Source organism: Lactobacillus melliventris (assembly GCF_013346935.1).
GTDB lineage: Bacteria > Bacillota > Bacilli > Lactobacillales > Lactobacillaceae > Lactobacillus.
This window is the reverse complement of record NZ_JAAEEB010000009.1, coordinates 44,144-62,514: the sequence shown is the minus strand read 5'-3', so window position 1 is coordinate 62,514 and position 18,371 is coordinate 44,144. Positions and strand designations below refer to the sequence as shown.

The window sequence follows — 18,371 nt, the reverse complement described above, 5'->3', positions numbered from 1 at the left end:
TTGCTCATTTTCATTCACAATAATATAGTTAGTAGACTAGATTTAGGGAACTTTAATGAAAGAAAATAATTTATCTGAACAAAATACACAAAATACCTTCATTAAAGGCAGTGCGTGGATGACTTTCGGCTCTATTACCTCACGTATTTTGGGTGCTCTCTATATTATTCCATGGTTTTATTGGATGTCGCCCTATGGTAATATTGCCAATGCCTTAACTGCCAGAAGTTATAACATTTATAGTATTTTTATTTTAATATCCACTGCGGGCATTCCAGGTGCTGTTGCTAAACAGGTGGCTAAGTATAATGCGCTTAATGAGTACGGAGTTGGACGTAAGCTTTTTCATCGCGGCTTAATATTAATGGTATTTCTAGGAATTATTTCTGCTGCAGTGATGTATTTTGCTTCACCTTTTTTAGCTTCTAATGGTTCACAAATTGATCCAAGACAAGTAAGGGTAATGAGAAGCCTGTCTTACGCCATCTTAATTATTCCTGTATTAAGTATTATGAGGGGTTATTTTCAAGGCTACGAAGACATGATGCCGTCAGCAATGTCCCAGTTTGTAGAACAATTAGCACGAGTAATTTGGATGCTGTTAACTGCTTATATTATTATGCAAGTACAGCATGGTAATTTTGTTGATGCGGTGGTGCAATCAAATTTGGCTGCTGCGATTGGAGCAGTTTTTGGCATAGCTATTTTAACGTGGTTTTTGCTGTCTAGACGTAATAAACTTAACGAGTTAGTTGAAAATTCCAATAATGAAATACAGGTTTCAACTTCTGCTCTTTTTGCTGAAATTATTGCCCAGGCAATTCCTTTTATAATTATTGATGCAGGTATTCAACTTTTTTATCTGGTAGACCAATATAGCTTTCACCCCATTATCTCGAGTTTGGTTAGTGCAACTAATAATACAATTGAAACTTGGTATGCGTTATTTGCGCTTAATGCCAATAAGTTGATAATGATCATTGTGTCTTTAGCAAGTGCTATGGCTGTGACGACAATTCCTCTGTTGTCTGCAGCTCACACTAAGCATGATTTTCGTGCAATTTCTGACCAAATTGGTAATACTTTAGACTTATTTTTATTTGTCATGATTCCCGCTTCCTTTGGCATGGCTGCGATTTCTACACCAATCTATACCATCTTTTACGGATATGACAAGCTAGGATCAAATGTACTTTACCTTTCTTCCTTTACAGCTATTAGTTTGGGCTTGTTTACGGTATTAATGGCTATTTTACAGGGCCTATCGGAAAATGGACTTGCAATTAAATATTTAGTATTAGGGTTAATCATTAAGATTTTAATGCAATACCCCATGATTTATGTCTTTAAAATATTTGGCCCATTGATTGCCACTAATTTAGGAATGCTTGTCATTATCTTTATGGCGATAGAACACCTTAAGATTAATTACAATTTCAATCAGGATCGTACAAGACGACGTTTTATTGGCATTACTGCATTTTCAGTTATCATGTTTTTGCTGGTTTTGGCAGTAGAAAAAGGACTGGAGTTGTTCTTAAGTCCTGCAAGCAGTTTACAGTCACTCGTCATTGTTTTTGTCGCGGTCGTTGTGGGTTGCTTGTTTTATGGCTTTGCGGCTATCAAGTCTAATTTAGCGCAGAAAATTTTAGGAAATAAAATCATTCCAATATTGGAAAAACTGCACATTCGTGCTTAAATAAAACCTAATATAAGCGAATTTGATACCGATTGTTCAGTCGGTATCATTTTTTATTTTATTTAATTAAACAACTTAAGATTAATTATGAATTGGGTAAAAAGTGAGGTAAAATAAAAAAGCTCCTAGGCTGCTAGAATGAACTCTGGCGCTTGCTGAGCTTTTTTAATATAATAATTTTTAAATTTATTTTTGTGATGTTATGCGTTCTGCTTATTGTAATTCAAAGTGTAATCTACACAATCAATAATTTTTCGCACACCTTTTACTAAAATTCCTTTTTCGGTTGAAAGAGAAATTCTGAAGTATCTGTCTGAATATTGGAAATCACTTCCCTTAGCTACAATTACATGAAAGTGTTTTTCCAGCAATTTATAGTATAGGTCAATGTCCTTGATGGTTTCTGGTACTTCAATAAACATATATAAGCCACCCATGTATGAGGAGCAAGGAAAATATTTACTCCTAGTAAAAAGTTTGGTTAATTCTGCACCGGTCTGTTTAATTTCCTCAATATGGTGGGTATATTTCTCTGGTTCTTCCAAAATTATTTCCCCAATGAATTGACTAATAGTTGGGGCACTGAAAGTGATCCCTTCATTATAAAAGCCGTCCCGCTCAATAATATTGGCTGGTGCAATGACATAGCCAAGACGTATTCCTGGTATGGCAAAACTTTTGGAAAAGCTGCTTACTAAAATTTGATGGGAAATATCAGTTGAGATTGGCTGGTATTGATATTTACAGGGATAATCGCTGTAAACATGATCGTCAATCACGAAAATATTTTTCTCTTCACAGAGATTATTCAAGAATTCCCGGTCCGTTTGCGACAAACTGGCTCCAGTAGGATTGTTAGGATAATTAATAATGATGGCCTTAGTATTTGCATTGACGGCTTTTTTGATTTGCTCAATTGGCAGTGCAAAAGTAGGAGCCTCTGATTTAAAAATTACTGGAGTTGCGCCCACTCCCGCAATTAAATTTAAGTATGAAGGGAAAAATGGGGCAATAACAATAATTTCATCAGATTTATTTTTGATGATAGATCTTAATGATAAAAAAGCACCGTGCAGACATGAAACGGTGATTTGAATATTATTGATGTCAATATCCTTGATACCGTAAGTCTCACTGTAGTATGACACAATTTTTTCTCTCAGTTTAGGCAGTCCCAAACCCGGAGTATATCCATTTCCAGCATGCTCAACTCTTTTTACCAATTTATCAATTATTCTTTTGTTTATTCCAGAACGAAAATCTCCAATAGACAAATCAATATAGTCGGAGGGAAGTATATTAACGTCTAAGCTCATAATACGCTAACCTTTCTTTAAGTAAATTATTGTCTAAATCATATTCTTTAATTAAAAAAAGGTCAACTTAACTAAAAAATAAATCCAAGTATAAATGAGCAGTTTTGCCCATATATACTTGGATTTTTAGCTGATCTCACATTAATTTAGTTTTGAAAGGCTTAAATAACGTGTTGAAATTCAATTTATATTTTTACAATAAGTTTAAGGCTTATGAAATTCACCATCAAGAGTATCATCATGACGATTTTTTTCAGGCATCACAATAGCAGCAATAATATATAAAAGCAGTCCGGGAAAGGTTGTACATAGTATTAATGCTGCACCACCAATTCTGGTCCACGCTTTATCCCAACCGAAATATTCTGCCACACCGCCAAATACGCCGGATATAACTTTATCCTGGGATTTTGTTAATCGTTTTTGCATGACTGTGCCTCCTTTTGTATTAATTTTAATACAAAATAATCATTAAAGTACATATTAAAATATTTTTTATTATAAAAATACTAGTTACAATATCAATATGGGAAAAATCAAATTCAAAGCATCCCACACAAAAAAATTTTTAAAAATATATTATTGTTTGCAACATATAAGGATTATGATGTTGGCTTCATCAGAGTCGAGTAGTTAAGTTGGAGTCAGGGTCTTTGGAGCTTTCACTTTTATTGCTTGCGCAGCGCAAAAGTATCAGAATAACAAAAGAGCTAATCCCTAGAGATTAGCTCTTCCTACACAAATGCCCCGAAAAAGATTCGAACTTTCACTTAGTTACCTAAACAGCGACCTGAACGCTGCGCGTCTGCCAATTCCGCCATCGGGGCTTATTATTTTTAGCACAGTAATAATCATACCAAAAATTTGGTAAAATGTAATCATAAAACGTAAAATAATTAAAAAAAATCAGGAAAGGGTGATTTGTACTTGAAAAAGAAAGCTAAAGCGATCATTTTAATTTTTATCAGTTTATTAATTTTAGTGGTTCCTGTGGATGTAAAAGCCGCCCCAGAGTTACCTGATAACTATAATAAAAATGAAGTCAACATTGATGCCAAGGCGGCAATTGCTATAGACAGTAAAACAGGACAGTTGCTGTATGGTAAAAACATTAACAAGCAATTACCTATAGCTTCGATGACCAAACTGGTGACTGTCTATCTGACACTAAAGGCGATTGACCAGAATAAAATAAACTGGGATACTAAAGTAACGCCAACTCAACAAATCTTTGCTGTTGCAAGTAACAGAGAATATTCCAACGTTCCACTGCGTTTGAAGCATACCTATACGATCAGGCAGTTGTATCAGGCAACGTTAATTGAATCGGCTAATGGAGCTGCAATGATGCTAGCACAAGCAGTTAGTGGTTCCCAAGTAGCTTTTGTCAAGCAAATGAGACAACAACTAAATAAATGGGGTATTAAGAGCGATCAGATATACACGACTTGCGGCTTGCCTAACAAGAGCGTGGGTAACGATGGCTATCCAGATGCAGATAAAGATGCCGAAAATATGCTGTCGGCCAAAGAGATGGCAATCATTGGGCAGCATTTAATTCAAGATTTTCCGGAAGTGCTTAAAACTACTAACATTGCTAAAATGAATTTTGTTGACCAAAATATGGCAATACCAATGAGCAATTTTAACTGGATGCTAAAAGGGCTGCCGCAGTACCGCAAACGGTTTAAGATTGATGGCTTAAAGACGGGAACAACAGATGCTGCTGGTGCTTGTTTTATTGCAACCGCGCGCCATCAGGGTGGCAGAATCATCACGGTCATCATGGGAGCAAAACATTTAACCAATACTGACCCAGCGCGTTTTATTCAGACTAGCAAGTTACTTGATTATGTTTATCAGAACTATCAGCCTCTAGTCTTTCAGCGTAATGAAGTAATTATTGGTCATACTAATGTAGAAGTTCACAACGGAGAAGCCAGACAAATAAATATTGGCATGAAGAATAAGAGTCTGATTTGGGTGCCTCAAAATGGTCCAAAATTTAAAGTGGGTTTAATGGCAAAAGTTGTTGAAGCTCCCATTAAAGTAGGGCAAAGAATTAATTACTATTTCTTTAAAGCCGGTAAAAATAAAATTATTTCTCTGCAACAGCCTAATGGCTTACTTTTACCTGCTCAGGCATTACAATCAACTAATAAAGTTAACTTTTTAATTCGATTTTGGCGTTGGCTATTTGGAGGCTAATCATGTCTGAAATAACTGCAAAGATTTTGACAAAAGTAATTAAAAAACGACCCAGTAATTCACATAAGGGTAATTATGGCAGGATCCTGTTAATTGGGGGCAATGAAAATTATGGTGGCGCGATCATTATGGCAGCTGAAGCTGCGCTTAATAGCGGTGCAGGTCTAATTTCAGTAGCTACCCATCCAGTTAACTTGAATGCACTACATGCTCGTAATCCTGAGGTAATGTTCATTGATTGGCGTGATCGGAACTTACTAAATTTAATCACTAAAATGGATGTTATTGTTTGCGGACCAGGGTTAGGAACTAACTCTTTTGCTCATCAAATGATGCTTACTCTTTGTCAGAATGTTTCCTCAAATCAAACATTAGTTTTGGACGCAAACGCTTTGGATTTAATTGGACAAGACTCTAAGCTAATCCCGACCAGTGCTGGCTTGATCGTTTTAACACCTCATCAAATGGAATGGCAGCGTTTAAGTCAAATTAGAATTCCTTATCAAACTGATAGTGCTAATTTGAGTGCTTTAAAAAAGATTTTTCCTACCCAAAATGTTATTTTGGTTTTAAAATCAAATCGCACTCATGTTTATACTAGTACTAACGAAATTTTTGTAAATACTAGCGGTAATCCTGGTATGGCTACCGGTGGAATGGGAGATACATTAGCAGGGATAATTGGTGGCTTTATAGCACAGTTTGGTGGCACGCTAGATCCAGTCCTGGCTGCAATTTATCTTCATTCCTTAGCTGGCGATAGAATTGCTGAAACGGATTATGTGGTGCGCCCAACTAAAATAAGTGCAATATTGCCTCAGTTGATGAATCAATATGCTGACAAAGGATAGATTTTCCGTTGAAACACAAATATGATTTGGAGAAAAGTTATTATATGAAAAAAAGTCTATTAAAAGTTCTTACTGCTTTTTGTATTATTCTAATATGCGCTATCAGTCTTGCGCGGGTTTTCATGCCTACTCAGCCCAAAATGGATAATAAAACTAAGGATGCCAAGAAAACAGTGGTTATAAAAACTGCTGCATCTTACCGTCCTTATCAAGACCCTAAAGACTTGCGTTCTCCTTTCAATTGGAAAAAAGCGAGTGAAACTAAGCCTTATCCCAAAATAAAGCATTCTGAAAACAATTTGAAAATTAGAGTATCGCTTAAAGGTAATCGTGTTTATGTTTTACGTGGCAATCAAAGAATATATACCATGTTAGCGAGTGCAGGACTTTTTAAAAAGAATAAATCGTTAACACCAACCGGAACATACAAAATAAAGTATGATCGTGGAGATTCTTTTTATAATCCTGAATTAAACGAGGGCGCTAATAACTGGACCAGCTGGGACAAGGAAAATGTTTATCTTTTTCATTCGGTTCCGACAAAAAGTAATGGCAAATACAACATTAAAGAGGCTGAAAAGTTGGGAGTTAAGCCTGCTTCTCACGGTTGCATCAGGTTAAGCGTTCCCGACTCACGTTGGTTGGTTGAAAACATTCCTGCCGGCACAAAGGTAATTATCAAAAATAACTAAAAAATTTGGCGCAGACATTATTTGCTGTTATAATCATTTGATGAAAGTAGTTAGAAGTAGTAGGCATTTTTTCCAATATAGCGAGCTTGAGATTGATGAGAGTCAGGCTGGAAAAATGACTGAAGGCGTGTCTAACCGACCAATTAGAAAATTTAATAAGCGGATACTTTGTATCAAAAAGAGTGGTACCGCGGGTTATTCTCGTCTCTTCTTCAAGTTAGTGAAGGAGAGACTTTTTTTGGCATTTAGGAGGGAAAAATGGATTTTAAAGACAAGGTTGTCGAGTTGGTTGCTGGACAGGTTGACCTTTCCAAAGAGCAAATCAGTTCGTTAATTGAAAGGCCCAAAAATGAAAAGATGGGTGACTATGCATTTCCAGCCTTTGCTTTGGCAAAAGTGGAACACAAAAATCCTGCAGTTATTGCACAAAATATTGCCAGTGAGCTAAAGAGCACTGATTTTGCATCTATCACAGCTGTAGGTCCATACGTTAACTTTTCAATAGATCATAGCAGATTGATCTCGCAAACTCTTGCAGAAATTTTGCAGCAAAAAGAGCACTTTGGGGATCAAAACTTAGGAAAGGGCAATGTCCCGATCGATATGTCTAGCCCTAATATTGCCAAGCCAATGTCTATGGGCCATTTAAGGTCGACTGTGATTGGTAATTCAATTGCTAAAACTTTGACAAAAGTTGGCTATACGCCTATCAAAATTAATTATTTAGGTGACTACGGCACTCAATTTGGAAAATTAATTGCTGCTTATAAGCATTGGGGCGTTGAAGAAGATGTGAAAAAAGACCCCATCATGAATTTGTTTAAGTACTACGTAAAATTTCACAAAGAGGCTGAAAAACATCCAGAACTGGATGATGAAGGACGTGCTTGGTTTAAAAAATTAGAAGATGGCGATCCCGAAGCAGTTAAATTATGGCAATGGTTCCGGGACGTATCTCTAACTGATTTTAATCGTATTTATAAAGAACTCGGTGTAACTTTTGATTCTTATAAAGGCGAAGCTTTCTTTAATGATAAGATGCAGCCGGTTATTGATGAATTAAAAGAAAAAGGACTTTTGCATGAATCTCGCGGTGCACAAGTTGTTGACATGGGTAAAGATGAAAATCCAGCTTTGATTGTGAAGTCTGACGGCACTAGTATTTACTTAACACGTGATTTGGCAGCAGCCATTTATCGTCAAAATACGTATCATTTTGTCAAAATGCTTTATGTTGTCGGTAATGAGCAGTCCCAGCATTTTGTGGAGTTAAAAACCGTTCTGAAGAAAATGGGCTATGATTGGGCTGACGAAATTTATCATGTTCCTTTCGGCTTAATTACTCAAAATGGTAAAAAGCTTTCTACTAGAAAAGGGAATGTAGTTTTCCTTGATCAGGTTTTACAGGATGCTGTTAACTTGGCGCAAAAGCAAATTGAGCAAAAGAACCCTGATTTAGCTAATAAAGACCAGGTCGCTCATGATGTGGGAGTTGGAGCAGTAATTTTCCACGATTTGAAAAACGAGCGGACTGAAAACTTTGATTTTGATCTTGACGAAGTTGTCCGTTTTGAAGGAGATACTGGTCCCTACGTGCAATACACAAACGCGCGTGCTCAAAGCGTTTTGCGTAAGGCTGCTGAACAAGGACATAAACCTGGTCTTTCTAATATAAAGATAGATGATAACTGGTCTTTTGGAGTTGCTAAATCTTTGGCCGACTTCCCTCGTATCATTGCTCGCAGCAGTGCTAAGTTTGAACCGTCAATTATTGCTAAATATGCACTTGATTTAGCCAAGAAGTTTAATAAATATTATGCTAATGTCAAAGTGTTGGTTGATAATGATCAAATAAGTGCTCGATTGGCATTAGTTCAAGCAACCTCAATTGTCTTAACCGAGGCTTTGCGACTATTAGGTGTCAATGCTCCTAAAGAAATGTAAAAATTTTCAAAAATAACGTTTTCATCAAATAAAAGATTGTTCAATGCTTAATTAATACGATACAATATGACTGTAAGTTTATTAGGAGGTATATTTAATGGCATATTTAGATAATGGTAATCAAATCTTTAAGGATGCTCGTAAAAACCATTATGCAGTAGGTGCTTATAACACTAACAACTTGGAATGGACACGTGCAATTTTGCAAGCAGCTGAAGAAACTAGAACTCCGGTTTTAATTCAGGTTTCTATGGGTGCAGCTAAGTACATGGGTGGCTATAAAGTTGCTAAAGACTTAGTTGAAGATGAAATGGATGCAATGGACATTTCTGTTCCAGTTGTATTGAACTTAGACCATGGTAGCTTTGAAGCTGCTAAAGAATGTATTGCTCTTGGTTACTCATCCGTTATGTTTGATGGTCATGCTTTACCAACTGAAGAGAACTTAGCTAAAACCAAGGAAATCGTTAAGTTGGCTCATGAACGCGGTATTTCAGTTGAAGCTGAAATTGGTAAAATTGGTGAAAACCAAGGAGCCGATGGTGGTGAATTAGCATCTGTTGAAGACGCAAAAACTTTCGTAGCCGCAGGAGTTGACAAACTTGCTTGTGGTATTGGTAACATTCACGGCGTTTACCCAGAAGGCTGGAAAGGTCTAAACTTTGATCGCTTAAAGGAAATTGCTGATGCAGTTTCTGTACCACTAGTTTTACACGGTGGTTCAGGTATTCCTGAAGACCAAGTTAAGAAGGCTATTTCCCTTGGAATTTCTAAAGTTAACATTAACACTGAATTCCAATTGGCTTTCCAAGCTGCTACTCGTAAGTACTTTGAAGCCCACAAAGATGAAGACAAAGACAACAAGGGTTATGACCCTCGTAAGCTCCTTCTTCCTGGTACTGAAGCAATTACAGCTTCAATGAAGGAAATGATCACTTGGCTTGGTACTCCATCAATTGATGACAAGATTAAGTCAGCTGGTTTTGATAAGAGTTCATTGAATTTGGAATAAATTGATAATTAAGTAAAGGGAGATCAACTGTTTAGGTTGATCTCCCTTTTTTGCTTATTTTAGCAGCTAGGATTAAATATTGACTGCAAACGAAAAATACCATCTTCATATTCATATTTTAAAACGGCACAATTCCGAATGTGATCTTTTCGCTTAAATGTATTGTATTCTTCCCATTTCCTATAGAAATTAGCTATAGCACCTCCATGGGAGACAATTAAAATCTGTTTATGGCAAGAAAATTCTGTGATTTCTGTAATTGCTTTATTAATTCTGGCAACTACTTGTTCTTGAGATTCTCCACCAAACTGAACAAAAAAATCTTTGTATGGTAAAGGCGGATTAAGGTGCTCTCCTTCACCTTCATACGCACCAAAATTCCATTCTCGTAAATCTTTATGAGTTTTAAAGGGCAAATTGGTGACTAACTTTAAAGTATCTATCGCCCTTTCAGAAGTGGAGCAATGTGCTTCTTCTAAAGTAATCTGTTCATTTTCAAAATATTCTTTTTTTGTAGTTTGTGCTTGTTTAATTCCCAGAGAGGTCAGTGGTGAATCACAAAAGCCCTGAATCTTGTGTTGGACATTAAACAAAGTTTGTCCGTGACGCATTAAGTAAACATATTTCATAAATTTGCCTTCTTTTATCTATTTAAACTAAATTGTAACTAAAAAAGTTTTAAAAATCTAAATGAAAAATGATTGACTTAAACATGAAGTTAAGCGTTATACTCAAGAAAAGGCATAAGGAGGGAAAAATTATGATTTTTGAAGAAACATTTACACTTAATAATGGGGTAAAGATCCCTAAACTGGCATTGGGAACTTGGAAAATTCCCGATAGTGAAGTGGCTTTACCAGTCGAATCTGCTTTAAAAATGGGCTATAGGCATCTTGATACTGCTCAAGCTTATCATAACGAGAGTGGAGTAGGTCAGGGGATTAAAAATTCAGGTATTGCTCGTGACCAAATTTTTGTTAACTCAAAAGTAGAGGCTGAAATTAAAGACTATCAAAAAGCTAAAAAATCTATTGATGAAACTCTTTTGCGAATGGATCTTGATTATTTAGATATGATGATTATCCATAATCCGCAGCCATGGAAAGAGGTAAACCAATCTGATGATCGGCATTTTGCAGGTAACTTAGAAACTTGGCGCGCTTTAGAAGACGCTTTGAAAGAAGGAAAATTGCGTGCTATTGGAGTTTCTAGTTTTCAACCAGAAGACTTGCAGAACTTAATTGACAATAGTGATGTTAAGCCTATGGTTAATCAAATTCTTTGTCATATTGGTGCAACACCTAAAAAGCTAATTGATTTTTGTCAGCAGCAAAATATTATAGTTGAGTCTTTTTCACCTGTTGCGCATGGTGAAGCTTTAAATAATACAGTAATTCAAAAAATGGCAGAAAAATATCATGTTTCAGTTGCACAACTTTGTATTCGTTATGATTGGCAACTTAATACCGTAGTTTTACCTAAGTCTGTCAATCCAGAACATATGAAACAAAATTCAGAATTGAATTTTGAAATAAGTGAAGATGATATGGCTACTTTGGAAAATATTAATAGTTTTGATTATGGCTCTGCCAGTCATTTTCCAGTTTTTGGCGGAAAAAGATAAAACATTACAAATATTCATGAAATGGATTTAATTATAGATTATGTCAAATATTTTTGATGTTGCACGACTTGCTGGAGTTTCAAAATCAACCGTCTCAAGGGTGTTCACAGGTAATGGTTATGTTTCAAAAGCAAGTAGAAAAAAGGTGTTACAATCGGCTAAAAAGTTGGGTTATGTTCCTTCTATATTAGCTAGACAACTGGTAGAACAAAGTACGAAAACAATAGGATTTGTTGCTAAAACATATTATCCTGAAGTTGGGCAACTACTTGATTTGGTAACACATTATGTACAAAAAAAAGGTTTTAAAATTGCAGTATATTTTACTCGTAATAAGCAAGAAGAACTTTTAATCTTGAAAGAGTTTAAACTTCATGGTTTGGATGCGCTATTTTTTGTGGCCAATCGCAATAGTTGGAAAAAAATTGCTGAATTTTCTCAATATGGACCAATTGTGACTTGGAGGAGAATAGATAGTAAAAATATTTATTCATCATACATTGACCATTATCCTTTATACAAAGACATACTCAAATATTTAAAAAATCGTTATGGAGATATTTCGGTAGGTCATATTCTTAATGACCCAAGAAAAAATAATACAAAGGCGAGAATAAAAGCAATAAAGGAATTTAAATTGGAAAATTCAAAATTTGATTCTTGGGAGGTTTTTTATTCAGAACAAACAGGTGCAGGTGAAAGTGCGGCCATGGAGTATTTAAAACTTGAAGACCCACCTGAAGCCGTTATAGCTTATTCTGATTATGTAGCAGCTGGTTTCATTTCAACTTTACGTAAGTATAAAAAAAGGATACCTACTGATGTTAAGGTTTTTGGTTTTGATAATAGTGATTACGGTAAATACATGGAAATATCAACTATTGACTCGTTTCTTTCACTTCAAATTAAAAATGACATGAATAAAATTATATGTAGATTGGAAAACACAGAATTTAAGAAAATAACAATTCAGCCTAAAATGATAATTAGAAAAACCTGCTAAATAAAGTTATTCAATTTTATTGAATAACTTTATTTTTTTCTTGACATGGGAACGTTCCCATAAATTAATATTATTTTGTCAATATGAAAGCCGGCTTCAATTGATAAATCATTAATTAAGGGAGGATTTACAGTTGAAGTATTTAGATTTAGCTACCGATATATTGAATTATATGGGTGGAGCAAGCAATATTAAAAAAGTGTGGCATTGTGCAACGCGGTTGAGATTTAACGTTAAAGATAATAACAAAGTAAATCAAAAGGAGCTTGAAAAATTAAAAGGTATAATTCAAGTTGTTTATGGTCATGAACAATGGCAGCTTGTAATTGGTACTCAGGTGGCAGATGTGTATGATCAATTAATAAATATGAAGGAAATTAAAGACAGTAAAAATTTAATTAAAGAAAAAGAGGCTAAAAACAAGGAAAGGACAGGCTTCTTAGGTTTACTTAATAAATTTATTTCCTTCATTTCTAGTCTTTTTATGCCCTTTCTTAACGCTATTTGTGGTGCAGGAGTTTTAAAAGGGGTGTTAGCTCTATGTACAACAATGAAATGGCTTAAAGAAACTTCGGGAACGTATGTATTATTAAATGCAGCTGCCGATTCACTTTTTTATTTCTTACCAATATTTATTGCTTTTAATGCCGCTAAACAATTAAAAGTAGATCGGTTTGTAAGTGTTACGATTGCAGGAGCATTGTTATATCCACAAATTACTACTTTGGCAACAAAGAATATCACCATTAAATTTCTAGGTATTCCCGTTATTCCAATGTCTTATTCTTCTTCTGTAATACCAATTATACTGTCAATTTGGCTTCTAAGTTATTTAGAACCCATGTTAAAAAGGTTAATTCCAGATAGTTTAAAGTATGTTTTTGTTGCTCTGATTGAATTAGTAATAATGGTTCCACTAACATTAATTGTGGTTGGTCCAATTGGCTCAACGATTTCAAGCGCTTTGGCTAACTCCATCATGACGATATATAACCACGCTTCATTATTTGCAGGATTGTTAATAGGTGGGTTGTGGCAAGTAATAGTAATGTTTGGATTTCATTGGATGATTTTACCTTTAATTATGAGTAATATTGCAAAACTGGGGCAAGATCCAATTTTTCCTATTGCCTGTGCTGCAGTTATGTCGCAAGCGGGTGCAGCTTTAGGGGTATTTCTAAAAGCAAAAGATAATAAAACAAAACAAATATCAGGTTCTGCATGCATAGCTGCTATTTTTGGAATTACTGAGCCAACCCTCTATGGTGTGACGCTCAAGTATAAAAAGCCGTTTTATATTGCTATATCTTGTAGCGCATTAGGTGGAATTGTGATTGGACTTTCAAATGTAGAAGCTCATGCTTTTGCCTTTCCAAGTATACTTTCAATTCCAACTTATTTAGGGCATGGCTTTGTCGGTGAAATTATCGGTTTACTAATCAGCTTTGTTGGCGCTGCTATACTGACTTATTTTTGTGGGTTACCTAATGAGCTAAATAATAAAGAAGATTTTAGGATACCAGTTGAGGGTAAAAAAGTTTCTTTAAAAGATGTTTCTGATCCAGTATTTTCATCTGGAAAATTGGGCGATGGAATAGGTATTGTACCTATGTCTAATGAATTAGTAGCACCAATTTCAGGAAAAATCACAGCAACGTTTAAAACAAATCATGCTATCGGAATTACTGATGATTTTGGCACTCAAATATTAATACATATTGGAATAAATACTGTTGAACTTAAAGGAAAATATTTTAAATGTCTTGTAAAAAAAGGAGATAAGGTAAGAAAAGGACAAAAATTAATCATTTTCGATTATAAACTAATCGAAGAAGCTGGATATGATTGTACTGTGATTATGACAGTTTTAAATGACAAGGATCATTTGATAAATAAAAATTTAGATGATTCAGATACTAATGCATTTTCAATAGATTTTTCAAGTTTAAATAAATGAAAGAGGTATTTCTAATGAGTAAATTTCCTAAAAACTTTTTATGGGGTGGAGCTACAGCAGCAGATCAGTATGAAGGGGCATACAATAAAGATGGGAAGACTTTATCTTCAGCTGATATATTACCTTTAGCTGGAAATGGAAGAAAATGGGCATTAAGTCATCCCCTTGCAGCAGCAAAGAAAGATTATGAATTTTATCCTTCTCGCACTAGTATTGATGGATACACACACTGGAAAGAAGATTTAGAATTGTTTGCAGAAATGGGATTTACTGTGTATCGTATGTCGGTCTCATGGCCTAGAATTTTTCCTAAAGCTAATATGGATAAACCAAACGAATTAGGTCTAAAATATTACGATAATGTTATACGAACTGCTAGAAAATTAGGAATGGACATAATTTTAACTATTGATCATTTCGATACACCTTTTTGGGCAACAGAAAAATACAACGGTTGGATTAATCGAAAAATGATAAAAGAGTATCTCAAACTAGCTAGAACCCTTTTTTATCGCTATAAAAAAGAAGTTAAATATTGGATTACCTTTAATGAAATTAATGCCCTTTTAAATTATCCTTTTTTTGCAGGTGGGATTGATATTTCTAAATGCGATAATCCATTAGAGGCAAGATACCAAGCAGCTCATAATCAACTAGTAGCCTCAGCTGAGGCAGTAACTATGGGTCATAAGATAAATCCCAATTTTCAAATTGGTAGTATGATCGCGGGAGTAGTCAATTATCCTAACACCCCGAATCCGGAAGATGCTTTATCTGCTCAACAAACTACTAAAAAGTCATACTTTTTCCCTGATGTACAAGCTAGAGGATATTACCCACGCTATGCTCAAAAATTTTTTGATAAAAAGAATTTAAAAATTAATTTTGAAAAGGGAGACAAAGCAAAATTGCTTAATGGGAAAGTTGATTTTGTTTCATTTAGTTATTATAGTTCTAGTGATGTTTCAACTGATCCTAAAATAAAAACTAAGAAAAATGCAGGTAACTTTTCAATAACATCATCAAAAAATGATGGGGGTACTGTCACTTGGGATGCAGATAATACGGTTATTAATCCTTATTTGAAAACGAGCTCTTGGGGATGGGCAATTGACCCTATAGGCTTAAGATACTTGTTAAATGATATTTATGATAGGTATCAAAAACCAATTATGATAGTTGAAAATGGAATTGGTGAATATGATGTTTTAAATAAAGATAATCATATACATGACAAATATCGTATTTCTTATATGAAAGATCATATTAAGCAAATGGCGTTAGCTCTAAATGATGGAGTTGATCTTAGAGGTTACACTATGTGGGGTCCCATAGATATCATAGCCAATTCGACAGGTGAAATGTCAAAAAGATATGGATTTATATACGTTGATCGAGATGATAATGGAAATGGTACCAATAAAAGAATAAAAAAAGACTCTTTTAATTGGTATAAAAAAGTTATTGCATCCAATGGTGAGGAAATTTAATGATAATCTATCACTTTTTATATGAAAAAGATTGATTGCAATTAGATCCGTTACCCAATAACAGCCAATAAGGTCATTACTAAAATTCTGAATCTTATTAATATGAATAGTTAGATTATTAAAAACTCCAATTTTTCATGTTTTGTATAAAAAATTTGTTTAGTGTGTCAAAAAGTAGTTATATACATTTATACTATTTAAATAATAGTATACTATATATTGTATTTTACAACTAAAAAACTTACACAAGGAGATAATTGACGTGCGTGAAGAATTAAGGTTTTTAAAGTGCATTGATCATGAAGTGCCGATACAGATTGATATTCCAGATAATGGAGATAAATTTCCGGCTATGTTGTTGGTTCATGGCTTCATGTCCTCTAGAAACAATGATAATCATATGCTGGCAAGAATCAGTAAAAAAATAGTTGAGGCAGGAATAGTAGCAGCTAGAATTGATTTATGCAGTATGGGTGAGAACCTATATTCTAGAGAAAATTATGGTATGAAAGTAATGACAGAAGAAGTCAAGGCCAGCTTTAGCTATTTACAAAATTTACCGTATGTTGCAGAAAATAATGTTGGCTTGTTGGGTCATAGTCTTGGTGGCCGTTTAGTATTTACCTGCTCAGATTTACCAGCTAAAATCATAGTTTCTTTAAATGGTGCGATTAATACTTCAGAACCATTGGAAATGGCATATGATAAATTTGAAATGGATAATTTAGGCTACTGCATTGTTCATACTAGTAGCGGTGGTGTTGAACTCGTATACCGCAGATTCTTTGACGAATTGAAAACAACTTTGAATGATAACATTAAAAACTTTAAAAATCCGATTTTAGTTGAAGTATGCACCAGTGATCCAACTTTAGACCCCAATATTAGCTTAAACTTTATTAAAAATTGTCATATGACTAATGTAGATTCTTTTACTGTAGAAAATGCAAATCATACTTATAATGTTGCAACTGGCGATTTTACCAAGCTTAATGAGCTAATAGGTAAAGTTGTGCCATGGATTAGTTCACATATTAAATAAAAAAACCAGCTTTTAATCAAGCTGGTTGCCTAGAAAATATTCTGAGCCTAGCTTTAATTTTGAAAAAGTTAGGCTTTTTAGTTTATCTTTTTAAATACCGTTGGTTTGTTAAGTGCGCGGTCAGTCCATAATAAAACTTGTTTTTCCTGAAGTTCAATTGGCAAAAGTTCGTGCTGGTACAGCCTTTCTTCTACAAACATTTTGCCTTCTTCATTTACAAATACCGGGTAGTCCCATTTACCGATGGTAACCAATAAATCACCATTTTTTTCTTTTAGTGTAATTAAACCATAGCCTGGGTTTTCATAATCACCTAAAAGATTATCTTCTGCATTAACATTTTGGGGAATTTTCCCTATTTCTTCTCTGATTTTTTCCTCACGAATTGCTACTTTTTTATCAACTATCTTTTTAATTTTACTGGTCCAGTCTGTTTCGTGAATATCCAGAACATTATCAATAGTTTGATAAGCTAAAGCAAAAATGGCATCAGTTGAATCCATATTTGTTGTTGAGACAAAAGCTAAGTCAAGGTCAGGAACAAAGCCCATGAAAGAACAATAGCCAATATATGAACCGCTATGGTAGAAATATTTATGTCCCCGGTAATCTTCCATCATCATGCCCAGACCATAAGCGCCAAAATTTGCGCCGCCATACGCACGGCTAGGAGACATAATAGATTGAGGCAGAAAATGCTCAGCCATTGCGTTATTTTTGCTTTCTTTTTGCAATTTTAATTGGTATTTGGCCCAAGTTAGCAAATCAGATATAGTTGAAAGCATGCTGCTGGCACCACCAACTTTTCCAGGCGCAATAAATGGCACTTCTTCGGTAATGTCATTATCTCTAATATACGGCTTGACTATTCTTTCACGTGGTGCCTCGTGATGATTAACATAGGTATTATTCAAATGCAAAGGCTTCAGTAAATGCTCGTGTTCATAAATACCATAATCTTGATTAATAGCTTGTTCAAAAGCATATGTAGCAACAGCAAAAACCAGGTTACTATACTGCATTTTGTAACGCAGTTCATGATTGGGCTCTAAAAAACCAACATGTTCTGCCTTTTCTTTTAAAGTAAGATCATGCTTGTTCATATTAGTAAAACGCATTAAGTCATGAGCTGGCAATCCACTTTGGTGACTTAGAGCATCCCTCCAAGTTAAATGGTCTGCTGCATATTTATCTCTTAGTTTGAAATCAGGCCAATATTTTTTTAACGGGTCATCCAAAGTAATTTTACCTGAATCAGCTAATTGGCAAACTGCAGTGGCAAAAAAGGTTTTTGAAATTGATGCTAAAGGATACAAACTATTTTGCTCTGCATCACCAAAGACGTGACTGTAACTTTCACCTTTATGATAAACGCCTACACCTAAACTAGGTAAATTAAACGTGTCAATAACATTTTTTGCTAAATCAGCAATTTTTTGATTATTCATGTTCACTCTCAATTTCTTTATATAAAATTTCAATAATAGAATTATACAAGAGCATCTGGTAATTTACACTAATGAAGTCGCGTAA

General features: G+C 34.7%; 15 protein-coding genes and 1 tRNA gene. 11 read left to right on the top strand and 5 right to left on the bottom strand.

Going from position 1 to position 18,371, the window contains the following annotated elements:
- Window positions 1-55 precede the first annotated feature (55 nt).
- Window positions 56-1,699: a putative polysaccharide biosynthesis protein gene (locus GYV61_RS08030; RefSeq protein ID WP_174795424.1), complete on the top strand. Its 1,644-nt coding sequence runs from the start codon at window positions 56-58 to the stop codon at window positions 1,697-1,699.
- A 200-nt stretch (window positions 1,700-1,899) separates the two neighbouring features.
- Here the strand turns inward: GYV61_RS08030 and GYV61_RS08025 are convergent, their stop codons facing one another.
- From GYV61_RS08025 to GYV61_RS08015, 3 genes are all read right to left on the bottom strand, one after another.
- Window positions 1,900-3,015, bottom strand: coding sequence for a pyridoxal phosphate-dependent aminotransferase (locus tag GYV61_RS08025; protein ID WP_174795423.1), 1,116 nt, complete (start codon window positions 3,013-3,015; stop codon window positions 1,900-1,902).
- 204 nt (window positions 3,016-3,219) lie between these two features.
- On the bottom strand, window positions 3,220-3,444 hold the full coding sequence (locus tag GYV61_RS08020; protein WP_046325161.1) for a PspC domain-containing protein: 225 nt from the start codon (window positions 3,442-3,444) through the stop codon (window positions 3,220-3,222).
- A gap of 314 nt (window positions 3,445-3,758) precedes the next feature.
- Window positions 3,759-3,842: transfer RNA gene (locus tag GYV61_RS08015), tRNA-Leu, on the bottom strand.
- 94 nt (window positions 3,843-3,936) lie between these two features.
- On the opposite strand from GYV61_RS08015, the gene GYV61_RS08010 reads away from it, so the two are divergent.
- The 5 genes from GYV61_RS08010 to fba all read left to right on the top strand — a co-directional run bounded on the left by GYV61_RS08010 (window position 3,937) and on the right by fba (window position 9,722).
- A complete protein-coding gene (locus GYV61_RS08010) occupies window positions 3,937-5,223 on the top strand; it encodes a serine hydrolase (RefSeq protein ID WP_174795422.1) in 1,287 nt (428 codons plus the stop codon).
- Window positions 5,224-5,225: 2 nt separating this feature from the next.
- Complete coding sequence (locus GYV61_RS08005) at window positions 5,226-6,074, top strand: NAD(P)H-hydrate dehydratase (RefSeq protein ID WP_174795421.1); 849 nt, start codon at window positions 5,226-5,228, stop codon at window positions 6,072-6,074.
- Window positions 6,075-6,118: 44 nt separating this feature from the next.
- Window positions 6,119-6,766, top strand: a complete 648-nt coding sequence (locus tag GYV61_RS08000) for a L,D-transpeptidase (protein WP_174795420.1) — start codon at window positions 6,119-6,121, stop codon at window positions 6,764-6,766.
- A 258-nt stretch (window positions 6,767-7,024) separates the two neighbouring features.
- Window positions 7,025-8,710: an arginine--tRNA ligase gene (gene argS / locus GYV61_RS07995; protein ID WP_174795419.1), complete on the top strand. Its 1,686-nt coding sequence runs from the start codon at window positions 7,025-7,027 to the stop codon at window positions 8,708-8,710.
- 97 nt (window positions 8,711-8,807) lie between these two features.
- On the top strand, window positions 8,808-9,722 hold the full coding sequence (gene fba / locus GYV61_RS07990; protein ID WP_174795418.1) for a class II fructose-1,6-bisphosphate aldolase: 915 nt from the start codon (window positions 8,808-8,810) through the stop codon (window positions 9,720-9,722).
- 59 nt (window positions 9,723-9,781) lie between these two features.
- Here fba and GYV61_RS07985 read toward each other — a convergent pair whose 3' ends face one another.
- A complete protein-coding gene (locus GYV61_RS07985; protein ID WP_174795417.1) occupies window positions 9,782-10,351 on the bottom strand; it encodes a histidine phosphatase family protein in 570 nt (189 codons plus the stop codon).
- Between the two features lie 128 nt (window positions 10,352-10,479).
- Between GYV61_RS07985 and GYV61_RS07980 the strand changes: the two genes are divergently transcribed.
- The 5 genes from GYV61_RS07980 (at window position 10,480) to GYV61_RS07960 (ending at window position 16,838) form a co-directional block, all read left to right on the top strand.
- On the top strand, window positions 10,480-11,346 hold the full coding sequence (locus GYV61_RS07980) for an aldo/keto reductase (RefSeq protein WP_174795440.1): 867 nt from the start codon (window positions 10,480-10,482) through the stop codon (window positions 11,344-11,346).
- 40 nt (window positions 11,347-11,386) lie between these two features.
- Entirely contained in the window at window positions 11,387-12,349 is a 963-nt protein-coding gene (locus GYV61_RS07975; protein ID WP_174795416.1) for a LacI family DNA-binding transcriptional regulator, read from the top strand.
- 133 nt (window positions 12,350-12,482) lie between these two features.
- A complete protein-coding gene (locus tag GYV61_RS07970; RefSeq protein WP_174795415.1) occupies window positions 12,483-14,306 on the top strand; it encodes a beta-glucoside-specific PTS transporter subunit IIABC in 1,824 nt (607 codons plus the stop codon).
- A gap of 14 nt (window positions 14,307-14,320) precedes the next feature.
- Window positions 14,321-15,796, top strand: coding sequence for a family 1 glycosylhydrolase (locus tag GYV61_RS07965; protein WP_174795414.1), 1,476 nt, complete (start codon window positions 14,321-14,323; stop codon window positions 15,794-15,796).
- Between the two features lie 262 nt (window positions 15,797-16,058).
- Window positions 16,059-16,838, top strand: coding sequence for an alpha/beta hydrolase family protein (locus GYV61_RS07960; protein WP_174795413.1), 780 nt, complete (start codon window positions 16,059-16,061; stop codon window positions 16,836-16,838).
- A 77-nt stretch (window positions 16,839-16,915) separates the two neighbouring features.
- Here GYV61_RS07960 and GYV61_RS07955 read toward each other — a convergent pair whose 3' ends face one another.
- Entirely contained in the window at window positions 16,916-18,286 is a 1,371-nt protein-coding gene (locus GYV61_RS07955) for a serine hydrolase domain-containing protein (protein ID WP_174795412.1), read from the bottom strand.
- Window positions 18,287-18,371 lie beyond the last annotated feature (85 nt).

Coding starts and splice junctions, on each gene's coding strand:
- GYV61_RS08030 (WP_174795424.1), top strand. CDS start 56: ATGAAAGAAAATAATTTATCTGAACAAAATACACAAAATACCTTCATT.
- GYV61_RS08025 (WP_174795423.1), bottom strand. CDS start 3,015: ATGAGCTTAGACGTTAATATACTTCCCTCCGACTATATTGATTTGTCT.
- GYV61_RS08020 (WP_046325161.1), bottom strand. CDS start 3,444: ATGCAAAAACGATTAACAAAATCCCAGGATAAAGTTATATCCGGCGTA.
- GYV61_RS08005 (WP_174795421.1), top strand. CDS start 5,226: ATGTCTGAAATAACTGCAAAGATTTTGACAAAAGTAATTAAAAAACGA.
- GYV61_RS08000 (WP_174795420.1), top strand. CDS start 6,119: ATGAAAAAAAGTCTATTAAAAGTTCTTACTGCTTTTTGTATTATTCTA.
- argS (WP_174795419.1), top strand. CDS start 7,025: ATGGATTTTAAAGACAAGGTTGTCGAGTTGGTTGCTGGACAGGTTGAC.
- fba (WP_174795418.1), top strand. CDS start 8,808: ATGGCATATTTAGATAATGGTAATCAAATCTTTAAGGATGCTCGTAAA.
- GYV61_RS07985 (WP_174795417.1), bottom strand. CDS start 10,351: ATGAAATATGTTTACTTAATGCGTCACGGACAAACTTTGTTTAATGTC.
- GYV61_RS07975 (WP_174795416.1), top strand. CDS start 11,387: ATGTCAAATATTTTTGATGTTGCACGACTTGCTGGAGTTTCAAAATCA.
- GYV61_RS07965 (WP_174795414.1), top strand. CDS start 14,321: ATGAGTAAATTTCCTAAAAACTTTTTATGGGGTGGAGCTACAGCAGCA.
- GYV61_RS07955 (WP_174795412.1), bottom strand. CDS start 18,286: ATGAATAATCAAAAAATTGCTGATTTAGCAAAAAATGTTATTGACACG.